At 54.8% G+C, this 14137-nt stretch carries 17 protein-coding genes; 10 read left to right on the top strand and 7 right to left on the bottom strand.

Features of this window, described 5'->3' with window-relative positions:
* Positions 1–94: 94 nt before the first annotated feature.
* Together AB9F29_RS03230 and pyrC are read right to left on the bottom strand one after the other, a co-directional pair.
* The gene (locus AB9F29_RS03230; RefSeq protein WP_369754567.1) at positions 95–772 is read right to left on the bottom strand and encodes an orotate phosphoribosyltransferase; all 678 of its coding nucleotides are present in this window, start codon (positions 770–772) and stop codon (positions 95–97) included.
* A 19-nt stretch (positions 773–791) separates the two neighbouring features.
* Positions 792–1829, bottom strand: coding sequence for a dihydroorotase (gene pyrC, locus AB9F29_RS03225; protein WP_369754566.1), 1038 nt, complete (start codon positions 1827–1829; stop codon positions 792–794).
* Between the two features lie 206 nt (positions 1830–2035).
* Here pyrC and AB9F29_RS03220 point away from each other — a divergent pair, with 206 nt between their 5' ends.
* The 4 genes from AB9F29_RS03220 to ureC all read left to right on the top strand — a co-directional run bounded on the left by AB9F29_RS03220 (position 2036) and on the right by ureC (position 5314).
* Complete coding sequence (locus AB9F29_RS03220; RefSeq protein ID WP_369754565.1) at positions 2036–2893, top strand: urease accessory protein UreD; 858 nt, start codon at positions 2036–2038, stop codon at positions 2891–2893.
* A gap of 8 nt (positions 2894–2901) precedes the next feature.
* On the top strand, positions 2902–3204 hold the full coding sequence (locus tag AB9F29_RS03215) for an urease subunit gamma (RefSeq protein ID WP_369754564.1): 303 nt from the start codon (positions 2902–2904) through the stop codon (positions 3202–3204).
* A gap of 19 nt (positions 3205–3223) precedes the next feature.
* On the top strand, positions 3224–3529 hold the full coding sequence (locus tag AB9F29_RS03210; RefSeq protein ID WP_369754563.1) for an urease subunit beta: 306 nt from the start codon (positions 3224–3226) through the stop codon (positions 3527–3529).
* Positions 3530–3604: 75 nt separating this feature from the next.
* Entirely contained in the window at positions 3605–5314 is a 1710-nt protein-coding gene (gene ureC / locus AB9F29_RS03205) for an urease subunit alpha (RefSeq protein ID WP_369754562.1), read from the top strand.
* Between the two features lie 57 nt (positions 5315–5371).
* Here the strand turns inward: ureC and AB9F29_RS03200 are convergent, their stop codons facing one another.
* Positions 5372–5701, bottom strand: coding sequence for a hypothetical protein (locus AB9F29_RS03200; protein ID WP_335585503.1), 330 nt, complete (start codon positions 5699–5701; stop codon positions 5372–5374).
* A 205-nt stretch (positions 5702–5906) separates the two neighbouring features.
* Between AB9F29_RS03200 and AB9F29_RS03195 the strand changes: the two genes are divergently transcribed.
* The 4 genes from AB9F29_RS03195 (at position 5907) to ureG (ending at position 7971) form a co-directional block, all read left to right on the top strand.
* Positions 5907–6125, top strand: a complete 219-nt coding sequence (locus tag AB9F29_RS03195; RefSeq protein WP_369754561.1) for a DUF1127 domain-containing protein — start codon at positions 5907–5909, stop codon at positions 6123–6125.
* A 19-nt stretch (positions 6126–6144) separates the two neighbouring features.
* Positions 6145–6657, top strand: a complete 513-nt coding sequence (locus AB9F29_RS03190; RefSeq protein WP_369754560.1) for an urease accessory protein UreE — start codon at positions 6145–6147, stop codon at positions 6655–6657.
* 6 nt (positions 6658–6663) lie between these two features.
* On the top strand, positions 6664–7287 hold the full coding sequence (locus tag AB9F29_RS03185; RefSeq protein WP_369754559.1) for an urease accessory protein UreF: 624 nt from the start codon (positions 6664–6666) through the stop codon (positions 7285–7287).
* Positions 7288–7359: 72 nt separating this feature from the next.
* On the top strand, positions 7360–7971 hold the full coding sequence (ureG, locus tag AB9F29_RS03180) for an urease accessory protein UreG (RefSeq protein ID WP_369754558.1): 612 nt from the start codon (positions 7360–7362) through the stop codon (positions 7969–7971).
* 10 nt (positions 7972–7981) lie between these two features.
* Here ureG and AB9F29_RS03175 read toward each other — a convergent pair whose 3' ends face one another.
* From AB9F29_RS03175 to AB9F29_RS03160, 4 genes are all read right to left on the bottom strand, one after another.
* The gene (locus AB9F29_RS03175) at positions 7982–8935 is read right to left on the bottom strand and encodes a phosphoadenosine phosphosulfate reductase (RefSeq protein WP_369754557.1); all 954 of its coding nucleotides are present in this window, start codon (positions 8933–8935) and stop codon (positions 7982–7984) included.
* 121 nt (positions 8936–9056) lie between these two features.
* Positions 9057–10127 carry a glycosyltransferase family 2 protein gene (locus tag AB9F29_RS03170; RefSeq protein ID WP_369754556.1) on the bottom strand — a complete coding sequence of 357 codons (1071 nt, stop codon included), beginning with the start codon at positions 10125–10127 and terminating at the stop codon, positions 9057–9059.
* A gap of 105 nt (positions 10128–10232) precedes the next feature.
* The gene (locus tag AB9F29_RS03165; RefSeq protein WP_335585496.1) at positions 10233–11444 is read right to left on the bottom strand and encodes an acyl-CoA dehydrogenase; all 1212 of its coding nucleotides are present in this window, start codon (positions 11442–11444) and stop codon (positions 10233–10235) included.
* A 173-nt stretch (positions 11445–11617) separates the two neighbouring features.
* Positions 11618–11905: a hypothetical protein gene (locus AB9F29_RS03160; protein ID WP_369754555.1), complete on the bottom strand. Its 288-nt coding sequence runs from the start codon at positions 11903–11905 to the stop codon at positions 11618–11620.
* Positions 11906–12153: 248 nt separating this feature from the next.
* On the opposite strand from AB9F29_RS03160, the gene AB9F29_RS03155 reads away from it, so the two are divergent.
* Positions 12154–13131, top strand: coding sequence for an XdhC family protein (locus AB9F29_RS03155; protein WP_369754554.1), 978 nt, complete (start codon positions 12154–12156; stop codon positions 13129–13131).
* The gene (locus AB9F29_RS03150; RefSeq protein ID WP_369754553.1) at positions 13128–14117 is read left to right on the top strand and encodes a molybdopterin-binding protein; all 990 of its coding nucleotides are present in this window, start codon (positions 13128–13130) and stop codon (positions 14115–14117) included. Before AB9F29_RS03155 ends, AB9F29_RS03150 begins: the two co-directional genes overlap by 4 nt.
* The last annotated feature ends 20 nt before the right edge of the window (positions 14118–14137 follow it).

Below are 14137 nucleotides of genomic sequence, written 5' to 3'. Positions count from 1 at the left end.
ATTGTATAAAGCTGTGGATAACCTTGATTTACCATATCTAGGCATGCCTGTCGACATTTCGCCTAGATATGGATGAAGTCTCATTAATCTGGTTTTAAGTTTTGTGAGCGTCCTGCCAGCCGCGTGGGTCGTTGAGGAAGGCTTCGACTTCGGTCAGGGTTTCCGCATCAAAGGCGCCAGAATCCTTGGCTTCGGCCAAAACATCCCACCACGTACAGAGGTGGTGCAGCTGAATTCCGTGGTCGCCGAGGGTTTTCTCGGTTTCTGGGAAAATCCCATAGTAGAAAATGACCGCCGTATGCGCACAGGTCGCGCCCGTTTCACGGATGGCGTCGACAAAGGAGAGTTTGCTACCACCATCAGTTGTGAGGTCTTCGACGAGCAAAACACGTTGGCCTTCCGTCATTTCGCCTTCGATCCGCGCGTTGCGTCCATAACCTTTGGCTTTTTTGCGCACATAACTCATTGGGAGCGCCATGCGTTCGGCGACCAATGCGCCAAAGGGGATGCCTGCGGTTTCGCCGCCAGCAACGTTGTCAAAGGCTTCAAAACCCGCGTCGCGCATGACCGTGATGGTCAGGAAATCCATCAAAGTGCTGCGAATGCGGGGATAGGAAATCAGCTTGCGGCAATCGATATAGGTTGGGCTTGGAAGGCCGCTGGCGAGAATAAAGGGCTCCCGCGTGTTGAAATGTACCGCCTTGATTTCCAAGAGCATTTTCGCGGTAAGACGCGCAATTTCGGTGGCGTCGGTATGGGAAGTTGGGATCATGACGGGTCCTTTGTTTTCGCTAGGCGGTGACGGTCCAATGCAGGGGGAAACCGGGATCAAATACAGTGACGGTTTCCGCGCCGACTTCGATTTTTGAGGGGTATGTAACGGGCGCGCCCTTGGTCAGGGTGAGCGTTGTGTCATTTACGGGGAGGCCGTAAAAAGCGGGGCCGTGCAGCGAAGTGAAGCCCTCTAACCGGTCTAATGCGCCCGCCTTTTCAAAGACTTCCGCAAGGATCGACATTGTATTCGTGGCCGTAAAACATCCCGCACATCCACAGGCGTTCTCTTTGAGGAGGTCGGTATGCGGTGCGCTGTCTGTTCCAAGGAAGAACCGTGTATCGCCACTGGTTGCGGCTTCAAGAAGGGCAACGCGGTGCGTTTCGCGTTTTGCTACGGGAAGGCAGTAATAGTGGGGCTTGATGCCGCCCACGAGGATGTGGTTGCGGTTAATCACAAGGTGGTGCGTGGTGATTGTTGCGCCCAAATTGTCCTGCGATTTTGCGTAATCGACGCCGTCCTTGGTAGTGATGTGTTCCATCACCGTTTTTAAGCCCGGGGTTGCGCGGCGGATTGGATCAAGGACGCGGTCGATGAAAACAGCTTCGCGGTCAAAAATGTCGACCTCAGCGTCAGTGACTTCTCCGTGCAGGCAAAGTGGCAGGCCAATCTCGGCCATTTTTTCCAACGCAGGGCGCACTTTGTCAAAATCGCTGACGCCACTTGCGGAATTTGTGGTGGCTCCGGCAGGATAGAGTTTCACGGCGGAAATCAACCCGCTCGCATAGGCTGCGGCGATATCGTCTGGGTCGCTTTGCTCCGTCAAATAGAGGGTCATCAAAGGCGTAAAGTTGCTACCCTCGGGCAGAGCCGCGAGAATACGATCCCGATAGGCCAAGGCCTGAGCGCTCGTCACAACGGGTGGAACGAGGTTTGGCATAATGATCGCACGCCCAAAATGGCGGGTGGTTTCAGGCAGCACCGCTTTAAGCATTGCGCCATCGCGCAGGTGGAGGTGCCAATCATCGGGGCGTTTGAGCGTGAGTTTTTGGGTCATATCCTTGCGCTACACAATTAATGCAGGTTTTTCCAGCGTGGATTGCAGGTTAGTTTTCATGAAACGATTAGGGAGTGACCGGCTGTACAATTTTTCGCCTATTTTTTAAGCTCAGGCATATTTTTTCGGCACAGGTGCGTGAGTGATCTCCCATTATCTTGCTGGCGGCATACCTGCTGCCTAAGTTTCTCGCGAAACGAGGGGTTATGCTGGATTTAGAGGCACAAATAGAGAGCGGGTCTGAATGCACTGCATCGCCTAGATTGCAGCGCATGGTTGGGCGAGGTTTTGCCTCGGTTCACGCTGTGTCCGGACGAATCCGTTTGAAAGATTTGCACCAATCTGGGTCCGCAAAAGTGTTCCTACCAAAAATCCATGCGCCCACGCCTGAAATCGTGTTTTTGAACACAGCGGGCGGCGTCACGGGGGGCGACCACATCTCGTATGGTCTTGGTGTCGGCGCGGGCGCGCGGGTGAATGCGACGACCCAAACCGCCGAACGCGCCTATCAATCCGTGAGTGGCACGGGGCGGGTTGATGTGAATTTGACCGTCGGTGCAGGTGGGCGTTTGGATTGGCTGCCTCAGGAAACCATCCTGTTTGAAGGCTCGAATATGGCGCGTAAGACGCTTGTAGATTTAGATTCTGACGCTCAGTTTCTTATGGTTGAAACCGTGATTTTGGGGCGCGCAGCGATGGGGGAAACGCTCGTTAGTGCAACCTTTTCGGATTGGCGGGAGGTGCGTCGTAACGGGCTCCCAGAATGGATTGAACCCTTCGCGCTGGATAAACGCAACTTTACACACCCCAAGCGCGCAGCAACGCTTTCTGGCGCGCGCGCCCTTGCGACAATCGCGTTTTTTGCACCGCAAGCACAGGACGCCCTTGGGCCCGTCCGCTCTATTCTATCCACTTTTTCGGATGTCACAGCGGCGGCAAGCGGGTGGAACGGAAAGCTTATTGTTCGGCTGTTTGCGGATGACGGATGGCCGTTGCAGCGTGTCGTGGCGAAAGTTTTAAATGAATTGCGCGTCGATCCACTGCCGCGTGTCTGGCAAAAATAGGGAAGAAAATGAACCTAAGCCCAAGAGAAAAAGATAAACTCCTAATCAGTCTGGCGGCGATTGTCGCACGCGGACGCCTCGCGCGTGGTGTTAAGCTGAACCACCCTGAATCGATCGCAATTATTACGGATTACGTTGTCGAAGGCGCACGCGACGGGCGCTCGGTGGCGGACCTGATGGAGGCCGGCGCGCATGTTATTTCGGTTGACCAATGCATGGAGGGTATCGCCGATATGATCCACGATGTGCAGGTCGAAGCCACCTTTCCTGACGGCACAAAGCTTGTGACCGTTCACCATCCCATTCGATAGATACAAAGGAGGAGCAGCCATGATCCCGGGAGAGATATTCACCGTCGACGGCGACATAACCCTAAATGCGGGCGCGGAAATATGCGTCTGTATGGTCGCCAATACGGGCGATCGGCCCGTTCAAGTCGGAAGCCACTATCATTTCGCAGAAACGAACGCCGCTTTAGACTTTGATCGCGCGGTGGCACGCGGCATGCGGTTGGATATTGCCGCGGGTACGGCCGTGCGCTTCGAGCCTGGACAAAGACGCGAAGTGACCTTGGTTCCGCTCGGGGGTAAGCGCGAAATCTATGGGTTTAATCAAAAGGTTATGGGGCCGCTTTGAAGCGAAATGACATAATTCGAGAGAAGAGATTCCCGCCGCACTGCGGTCAATGGGACGGAAATTAAAGGAAAGCCAATGCCTGCGAAAATTTCACGCGCGACCTATGCCGATATGTATGGGCCAACCACAGGCGACCGCGTCCGGTTGGCGGATACGGATTTGATCATCGAGGTGGAGCGCGACCTGACGACCTATGGTGAGGAAGTTAAATTCGGTGGCGGCAAGGTCATCCGTGACGGCATGGGGCAAAGCCAAATTTCGCGTGTGGGCGGGGCCATGGATACGGTAATTACCAACGCCCTCATTGTCGACACGACAGGGATTTACAAGGCGGACGTGGGTTTGCGTGGTGGATTTATCTCGGCGATTGGCAAGGCGGGCAATCCGGATACCCAATCCAATGTGGATATTATCATTGGCCCCGGAACGGAGATTATCGCGGGCGAAGGGCGTATTTTAACGGCGGGTGGGTTTGATAGCCATATCCACTTTATCTGTCCGCAACAAATGGAAGACGCGTTGCACTCGGGCGTGACGACCATGCTTGGCGGCGGGACGGGCCCCGCGCATGGCACATTGGCCACCACTTGTACGCCCGGTCCGTGGCATATCGGGCGGATGTTGCAAGCCGTTGATGGCATCCCGATGAACATTGGATTGTCCGGCAAAGGCAACGCAAGCCGTCCCGAAGCCCTCGTGGAAATGATCAAGGGCGGCGCCTGTGCGATGAAATTGCACGAAGACTGGGGCACAACTCCGGGGGCGATTGATTGCTGCCTTTCCGTCGCAGACGACATGGACGTTCAGGTGATGATCCACACGGATACGCTAAATGAAAGTGGCTTTGTCGAGAACACCGTTGCCGCCATCAAGGGGCGCACAATCCACGCGTTTCACACCGAAGGCGCGGGCGGTGGTCATGCGCCGGACATCATTAAAGTTGTTGGGGAACAACATATTATACCGTCGTCAACCAACCCGACGCGCCCGTATACTGTCAACACTATCGAGGAGCATTTGGATATGCTTATGGTGTGTCACCACCTTGATAAATCCATCCCCGAGGATGTGGCCTTTGCCGAAAGTCGTATTCGGCGCGAAACGATTGCCGCCGAAGATATCCTGCATGACCTCGGCGCATTTTCGATAATCGCGAGCGATAGTCAGGCTATGGGACGCGTGGGCGAAGTTTTGATTCGCACATGGCAAACTGCGGATAAAATGAAAAAACAACGGGGCCGTTTAAGCGAAGAAACAGGCGACAACGACAATGTTCGGGTCAAACGCTATCTGGCGAAATACACAATTAATCCGGCAATTGCCCATGGGATTTCGCGCCATATTGGTTCAATTGAAGTTGGGAAACGCGCAGATTTGGTGCTGTGGTCTCCCGCATTTTTTGGTGTGAAACCCGAAATGGTGTTGATGGGCGGGATGATCGTTGTGGCGCAAATGGGCGATCCAAATGCCTCAATACCAACGCCACAGCCCGTTTATTCACGCCCGATGTTTGGTGCGATGGGCGGAGCGGTTGCGCATTGTGCGGTCACGTTCGTGAGTCAGGCCGCACAGGCAGACGGAATTGGTGCAGCCCTTGGACTTCGAAAAACGACTTTGGCGGTGGAAAATACCCGTACCATCGGGAAATCCGACATGGTGATGAACAGCGCGACCCCGCATATTGAGGTCAATCCAGAGACCTACGAAGTGCGGGCCGACGGCGAGCTTTTGACCTGTGAACCCGCCAAGTCCCTGCCGATGGCCCAACGCTATTTCATGTTCTAGGGAATGAGCCAACGCGTGGGAAATAAGTCGACGGGGCAGGCAGTGCGGCGTCCTAAGTTAACAAAAGACGCCGCCCTGTTCGACAAGGTCGATCACGTCGTCGTTTTGCCATTCGCAAGAACTAGACTTTTCTTGAATGTTGATCTGTGTGCGAAAGCGCGTCGTCCAATATCGAGGGTCAAGGCGGACTTCAATCGGAAGGCGGCTTGGGTCAAATTCGCGGGCTTCTTCACGCTCAACAATCACGTTGCACGTAAGTCCTGGGTGAAGGCCATAATCGCCCTTTTCAAGGAAAGTAATGCGAAGGCGCGCTTCCTCCTCTTTAAGAGCGGAAATGCGGGACCGAATGGCAGCCAAACGGTCGGCAGAGGGATGTAGATTGAGCATGGGATTCTCCTGCAGCTATACCAAGAGATTGGACCAAGGGTGGTTAAAAAAATGCAAATAAATTCAGTAAAAATAGGGTTAACAGGGGTGGGTATGCGTTCACTGCATGGCCGCTTTTCCCATTTGTCTATTGCTGCATCGCAGCATGCTGCCCATATTGGAGGGAGAGATACATATATTTATTCCCCCAAAGTGGAGAGACAAAATGGCCTACGCATCAACCGAATTACTTGCCCAAAAGAAATCAATCTGGGCTTCCGTATCCAACGGATTTTCCGCGTTTTTCACAGCCCTGATCGAATCAAATTCACGGTCGGACCAAGTCGAACGTTTTCAAAACATGAGCGATCGTCAATTGGCGGACATCGGTCTGGATCGCGACGATATTGTACGGCACGTCTTTGCCGACAAAATGGGCCTCTAACACCTTCTGAGGTGCAGGAATGAGCGCGCCTGCTGTGGCGGTGCTGACCTGCAATACAGTTCTGAATGCCCATGATTTTGGGCATCTTTTGGCGAGCGGACAGGCGGCCTGTGCTCAGGTTTCCCTCGCGTATGAAGACCGCCTTTTGCGCCGCAAGCGGCTTAAACTTTGCGACGGCCTTGTGGTTCTTCTGGATCTTGAAAAAGTCACAAACCTAGAGCACGGTGGTGCGCTGGCTTTATCAGACGGTCGCCATGTGCAAATCGTTGCGGCGCCTGAAGCGGTTTTGGTGATCTCTGGCCCCAATCTGCCGCGCTTGGCTTGGCACATAGGTAATCGTCACACGCCGTGTCAGATAGAAAATGATCGCCTGATTATCCTTCATGATCATGTATTTGCGCAAATGCTTACGCATCTAGGCGCAGAGGTTGTCCCCCTCACGCTGCCCTTTACGCCGGAGGGTGGCGCTTATGGGCATGGTCGCACCTTTGGACACAGCCACGGCCCCGCGGATCATGCGGATGAGCATTGAAACCACATGAATCCTGATCTCCTTACGCTCACACAATGGCTCTCGCCTGCATTTCCACTTGGGAGTTTTGCTTATTCGCATGGGCTTGAAACCGTTGTGGAAAACGGCGCCGTGTCAGACCGCCAAACGTTAACCGATTGGATCGCGGACATCCTGCGTTTTGGCACAGGGCATGTGGATGCGATTTTGCTGTGTCAGAGTATTTCAGGTGAAGATATGGCCGATACCGCACGGGCGCTTGCCGCGAGTAAAGAGCGCTTGCATGAGAGCGAAGCGCAGGGGCGCGCCTTTGTTGAAACGGTGAATGGTATGAGCGGAGCGCAGGCCCAACACGCACCTTTTCCCGTGGCAGTGGGCGTGGCCGCGCGCGGGTTGACGCTTGCACCACAAGAGGTTGTGAGCCTTTATTTACATGCCTTTGCTTCGAATTTGGTGTCTGTGGGGGTTCGGTTTATTCCTTTGGGGCAAACCGACGGGCAAAAAGCTCTCGCGGCCTTACACCCTGTTATCTTGGAAGTTGCCGCACAGGCCGCGACACAGACTTTTTCGGATATGGCGAGCGCCGCATTTGGCGCGGATATTGCCGCCATGCAGCACGAAACACAGGACGTCAGGATATTTAAGACATGAGACACAAAGCCTACCTTTATGCGTCTCTGAAGGCGCTCGAAATGGTTAACAAAACTGGGAGAAATGCACGTCATGGCCTCTAAAAATGGACCGCTTCGCGTTGGTATTGGCGGGCCCGTTGGGGCAGGGAAAACGACTCTCACTGAACAGTTGTGCCGCGCCTTGGCACAGAGCTATTCGGTGGCTGTCATCACCAACGATATTTATACACGCGAAGATGCGGACGCCCTCGTGCGGGCGCAAGTCCTTCCGGAAGCGCGGATTCGGGGAGTGGAAACAGGGGGGTGCCCCCATACGGCCATTCGCGAAGATGCGAGCATCAATCTGGCGGCTATTGCCGATTTGAACGCAGCCTTTCCCGATCTTGATGTGATTTTCATCGAAAGCGGGGGGGATAATTTGGCAGCCACGTTTTCGCCTGAACTGGCGGATTTGACCCTCTATGTAATCGACACCGCTGCGGGGCAAGATATTCCTCGTAAAAAGGGCCCGGGCTTAACGCGCAGTGATCTTCTTATTATTAACAAAGTGGATTTAGCACCCTATGTCGACGTGGATTTGGCTTTGCTCGAAAGTGACGCCGCCAACGCGCGACAAACCCGTCCCTTCGTGATGGCATCGTTGAAATCAAATATCGGGGTCGCCGAGATCGTCGCCTTCATAACACGGGAGGGTGGGCTTTAAGGTGTTGTTCCTAAACCGTTTCATTGTCCGCTTTGGGAGCGTCCTGCGAGGATTTGTGCGTTTGGATTTCTTTGAGACGACGACGAAAACGCGGCCCGCCCCCAGTTCGCTCAATCACGTTTTTGCACAGCGCTTCGATCAAGACAACACGGCCATCATCCTCAAGGCGGGTGAGTAAATTGCGCAGGTATTGGCCGTTGTCGCGGCGGGCCCGATAGAGTTCAAAGAAGTCGGCCGCCATCATATCCCCCGTTAGCGCAGTTTCGATCAGATCTTGGAGAATCTCCATCGTCCGCAGGCTATCTTCAATTCGGGGGCCCAAATTCGGACATTTCACCATTGTGGTATTTGCACGGGTGAATAGCGAAGCATGCATGGCGTCGAATTCTTCTTCGGGATCAAAAATGATAAAGGCGCGGTCAGCACCTTCGATCATATCTGGGCCAAATCCATAGCGATCGGTAAAACATTTACGACGCTGCCCTTTGAAGCGCGTGTCCCATCCTGTGACGGCGGGGTCGAGGGTGGCTTGTGGTTGCAGGGCGATGACCGTCGCGCCCGGTGCGGCGACAGAATAGGCCACAGCGCCATAGCCGCCCATGTTGGCACCATAAAAAACAACGTTATCGAAGTCTTCAAAGAAACCGTCGTCCACCAGTCGGTCAAAATACCCGTAGAGGGAAGCGTCGCGAAACCAAGTGTCGCCATGCGCCAGAATACACAGGTTAGAATAGCCGTTTTTGGCAACCATTTCAAAGCCTAAGGGCTGTGCCTCGGGGTCGTGGGTGCGGATGCCGCTTATACTTTCAAACGTGACAATCAAATCGGGACCTTCGTCCGTTAAGATTGCAGAATGCTGTTTGCCGATGGGTTCAAAATAGCCACGCTCCTCGCCAATAGGGTCGAGCCTGTCGAGCCAAGCTTGCGCCTCGGTATCCAGATTATGAGTGGCATTCTGCGACATTCTTATCCCTTTGTACTCGTTGCCCAATATATGAGCCCTTATTCCACCTGTTGGTTACATTATGGTCAATGAATCGGGCAAAATTTGGAAGGAAGCGTGAGGTTTTTAAGTGTGTGGGCCTTTATTTTTCATCCAAAGGCTGAATTTTGACGGATAACTGCGCTCGTCGTCCAATTCTTAGTAACTCCTGTGCCTTTTTCTTGGCAAGGGGTTCGGTTGGAGGCGTGAGAAGGAGGCGTCCGTACAAAGCCCGCGATTCGTCTTCTAGGATCAACCGGATGAAAGTGGAGTCGCGCCAGTCGGCAGCCCTTTGATGAAGGTCGTGCAACACGGGGTCCGCGTGAAGTTGTGCCAAGAGGGGCGCGGACAGGCCACGGTGGCGCAAAATACTATCGTCATGCGTTTGGTTGAAGTTACGCTCGACCCAATAGTCCATTCCCATCAGTTTTTCGCCACGATTTACCCGACCGCGCGCACGTTTGAGCACATAGCTTTGGCGCGCACCTAGGGCATAGTGGTTGAGTTGGGCCAGCAGATAATTGTCGCGGCCGAATTGATTAAACAGTCGACGGGTTTTGATCGGCGGGTCGAGAATTTCCTTGCCGCGCGTGTCGAACCATCGCGCCTCATCAAGACGGGATTTGTCGGGGCTACGGGGGCGGTGAACGCCAATTTTCGAATAGATTCCGTCGTTTTTAAACAGTGTTTTGAACATTGACGCCCGCCAAGGCCAATACAGAACGGCGGGGGCGGCTTGTTGAAATTGCTCGGTAACAGGCGCATCCACAAAGGCATCCACATCGGCGTTGCCAAACAAGCGCCACGTTAGGGCAAAGGCGGTGGCATCGGGGACGGCGTCCATCAGAGCCTTGAGCGTGCCGTCGCCCACGTGAATATTCACAAACTCGTCGATATCGAGGCACATGAGCCAATCGGCGTTCTGAGTGAGGGGGTGTTTGTCGGCCTGTTTAAGCGCGGTCCATTGTATTCCCCCTTCGTCATAGGGGCCAGGATTGGGAATATGCGTCAGGTGGCCTAATTCTTGGAGGCGATCAAGCATGGCATCGGTGCCATCCGTACAATCGTTGGAAAACACGAGGAAGTCTGTGAAACCAATGGCGCGGTGATGGGCGAGCCATTCCAAAAGGAAGGCGCCTTCGTCGCGAACAGTGAGGATGGCGGTAATTTTCATAATCCAAGCCTAGCAGGAAGGGCGCGCAAGCCTAAAGGGGCAATAGGGTCTTGGTCACGGATTTATGAACGGCGGGACAGATCATGCCCCGCCAATCTCAATTCCTCAAAAGAACGCTTGAAGACCAGTTTGTGCTCGCCCAAGGATGAGTGCGTGCACGTCGTGGGTGCCCTCATAGGTGTTGACGGTTTCAAGGTTAACCATATGGCGCATGACTTGGAATTCCTCGGAAATACCGTTGCCGCCGTGCATATCGCGACTCATGCGGGCGATATCGAGGGCTTTGCCGCAATTGTTGCGCTTCATCATCGAGATCATCTCAGGCGCGGCATTGGCAGCATCCATCAAACGGCCTACTTGGAGTGAGCCTTGCAGGCCAAGGGTGATCTCGGTCTGCATATCGGCCAGTTTCTTTTGGAACAATTGGGTCTGGGCGAGGGGGCGGTTGAACTGGTGACGATCAAGGCCGTATTGCCGCGCCGCATGCCAGCAGAATTCGGCAGCGCCCAAAACACCCCAGCTGATGCCGTAACGCGCGCGGTTCAAACAGCCAAACGGACCTTTGAGGCCTTGTACGTTTGGTAGGAGTGCATCTTCGCCGACTTCGACGCCCTGCATGACGATTTCCCCAGTGATAGAAGCACGCAAGGAAAGCTTGCCAGCGATTTTGGGAGCTGAGAGGCCTTTCATGCCTTTCTCAAGGATGAACCCGCGAATTTTACCCTCGTGGGCATCGGATTTGGCCCAGATAACAAACACGTCCGCGATGGGGCTGTTCGAAATCCACATTTTATTACCGGTGAGGCGATAGCCGCCATCGATTTTCTCGGCGCGGGTTTTCATACCGCCGGGATCGGAGCCAGCGTCGGGTTCCGTCAGGCCAAAACAACCAATCAACGTCCCAGCCGCAAGGCCGGGGAGGTATTTTTGGTGTTGTTCGGGCGAGCCGTAAGCATGGATGGGGTACATCACGAGGCTGCTTTGCACGGACATCATCGAGCGATAGCCCGAATCTACCCGCTCGACTTCACGCGCGATCAACCCGTAGGAGACATAGCCCGCGCCCAAACCACCCAAATCCTCGGGAATCGTTGCGCCCAACAGGCCTGCTGCGCCCATTTCGGCAAAGATTTCAGGGTCTGTGGTTTCTTCGCGGTAGGCTTTGATGATGCGTGGCTGCAGCTTATCCTGAGCAAAATCACGTGCGCCGTCGCGCAACATTTGCTCTTCTTCGGTGAGTTGATCGTTCAGACGAAATGCATCCTCCCAATCAAATTTACCAAGATCGGGGGCGTTTTTTCCAGTGAGATGTTGCATAGCGGGCCTCTTGCAAAAATATCAGTTGCCCATCGGTAGCCCAGCATTTCAGGAAGTGCAATCAGCGCAATTCCAACGAATTCTTTCTGATGTGCATACGTCGGCGCATTTACTGGGTGAAAAAACGCGTGAAGCCCCAAAAGGCCTCGCACCCAAAACGAACCACAGGGTGGCTAGTCGAAAAAGCCTTCAAGCTCGGAAATGCCGCTGATTTTTTCAAATTCCGGTTGGTCTTTGATCGGGGCTTCTTCCCATGTGAGGGCCACAATCGCCATAAACTCGGTCGCGCCGGTAAACATGAAAACCGCTTCGTCGCTTTCACTGCTCTGCGCGATGGCGCGGGCTGTATGACCATATAACAGGTGATCAGAAGTCAATTCAGCGAGGAGCTCTTTTTCAAGCGCTTTGGGGTTTACAGGGGCTTCCCAGCCAGCGGGGAGGGTCAGTCTATCATTGCTCATCCCCAAGGGTTATCGCAGAAATTAGGGGAGTTCCATCCTGAATTTTCGTCACTGACGATTCCCAAAACTGGGTGGCTTGTGGACATCATTCCTTAAAAGGCAGCGGTCAGTTTTAGAAAGCGCGCGGTCTTTGGTCGGTAGGAGGCAGAGGCGAGCGGGCTGTGTGTTGGCCCAATTGGGGCGAAACCGATTGTGGACGTGGGGGGATTTGATAGACTTCATCCAAAGAGGTGAGGAACGTAAATAGGATGACAACCGGATATAACGATATTCCCGAAGTAGCCTTGGCGTGGCACCGCGCAGGTATTGGGGCCGCCTTGGCCACTGTGGTCGAGACATGGGGCTCTGCGCCGCGCCCTGTGGGAAGCCAGCTTGCCATATCGGGAGAGGCGGGACTTGCGGGGTCTGTGTCTGGGGGCTGTGTTGAGGGGGCCGTTGTTACGGAGGCGCTTGATGCCCTTGAGGATGGCAAACGCCGGATCTTGGAGTTTGGTGTGTCCGATGACGAGGCCTTCGCGGTTGGTCTGGCCTGTGGAGGGCGTATACGGGTGATGGTAGAGCCTGTAGGGAGCGCGCTGCCTTTAGATATCTTGGAGGCCTTAGTTGCCAAACGTGCGGCACGGGAGCCTGTGGCCTATGTGGTCAATACCGAGGAGGGGAATGTATCCCTTGCCCAGTATAACACCCATGAAGCAAGGTTTCGGGCGGATAGGTCGGGATTTGAGGAAGATGGGCAAACGTTTATTGGTCTGCACAACCCGCCCCTACGCATGGCGATTGTCGGCGCGGTTCATATTGCGCAACCCTTGGTGGGAATGGCGCGCGCCGCTGGGTATGATCCCTATGTGATCGACCCGCGCGCGGCCTTTGCCACTCAAGAGCGGTTTCCCGACGATAAAGTCGAAAGCGAAGCATGGCCCGATGAGGCGCTGACCGCATGGGGGATTGATACGCGTACGGCCGTCATCACCCTGTCGCATGATCCCAAAATAGATGACCCCGCCATAACCACTGCCCTTGCATCACAGGCGTTTTATATCGGTTCGCTTGGGTCCACACGCACCCATGCCAAGCGGGTGACACGCCTTGAAGCGGCGGGATTTAGCGCCGAGGATATCGCACGTATTCACGCGCCCGTTGGACTAGATATCGGGGCAAAATCACCTGCGGAGATTGCGATTGCTATCATGGGGGAAGTGACCCGTGTGTTACGGCGCGGCGCATGAAGTTTGGCGAGGTTCCTATAGGGGAGGCTGAGGGCGCGATCCTTGCGCATTCGCATCCGCTACCGAAGGGGCGTTTGCGCAAGGGGCATGTGCTTGAGGCCAAGGATATCGCGGCCCTAGAGGATATTGGGCGCACGTCTGTTGTTGTGGCGCAATTGGAAGCGGGTGACATTGAGGAGAACGAGGCCGCGCGGCGGATTGCGGCGGCGTTGGTTCCAGAGGGGAGCGGCCTCCATGTGACGCGTTCTGCGACGGGGCGGGTGAATGTGCTTGCTGCGGGGGCAGGGGTTGCGGAAATTAATGTTGCGGCAATCCATGCGCTGAATGCGATCAACCCGATGGTGACGGTTGCCACCGTTGCGCCTTATGCACGGATGATTGAGCGCGGGATGGTCGCGACGGTCAAGATCATTGCCTATGGGGTACGTGAAGCTGATGTGGACGCGGCCTGTTATGCGGCGCGGGGAGCGTTGATGCTACATCGCCCCAAATACCAAACCGCGCGATTTATCCAGACTTCCCTTCAGGACGAGGAAACCGACAAAGGGTTCGAAGCCACAAAAACACGGCTTGCCGCGCTGGGCGTGTCGCTCGTGCGCGATGCGATTGTCCCCCATGAAATCGCAGACTTAAGCGCCGCGATCACACAGGCCCGTGGGGACTTTATCCTCATTCTCACAGCCTCAGCCACCTCCGATATACGCGACACGGTCCCCGCAAGCTTGATTGCCGCGGGGGGGGAGGTAGACGTTTTCGGAATGCCGGTCGATCCAGGGAATCTGCTGTTTTTTGGCACCCTTGACGGGAAACCCGTGATTGGCCTTCCTGGTTGTGCCCGCTCACCCGCCCTTAATGGCGCGGATTGGGTGATGGAGCGGCTTCTCTGTGGGGTTGCGGTCACGCAGCAAGATATTTCACATATGGGTGTTGGGGGGCTTCTGAAAGAAATTGCAACCCGCCCCCATCCAAGGGACCTTAAAATTTAGGCGAGGATTGGCGTTTTTTT

It is taken from the genome of Falsihalocynthiibacter sp. S25ZX9 (assembly GCF_041205405.1).
Taxonomy (GTDB): Bacteria; Pseudomonadota; Alphaproteobacteria; order Rhodobacterales; family Rhodobacteraceae; genus Falsihalocynthiibacter; species Falsihalocynthiibacter arcticus.
The sequence above is the reverse complement of the archived record's forward strand: the minus strand, read 5'-3'. Positions and strand labels throughout refer to the sequence as shown.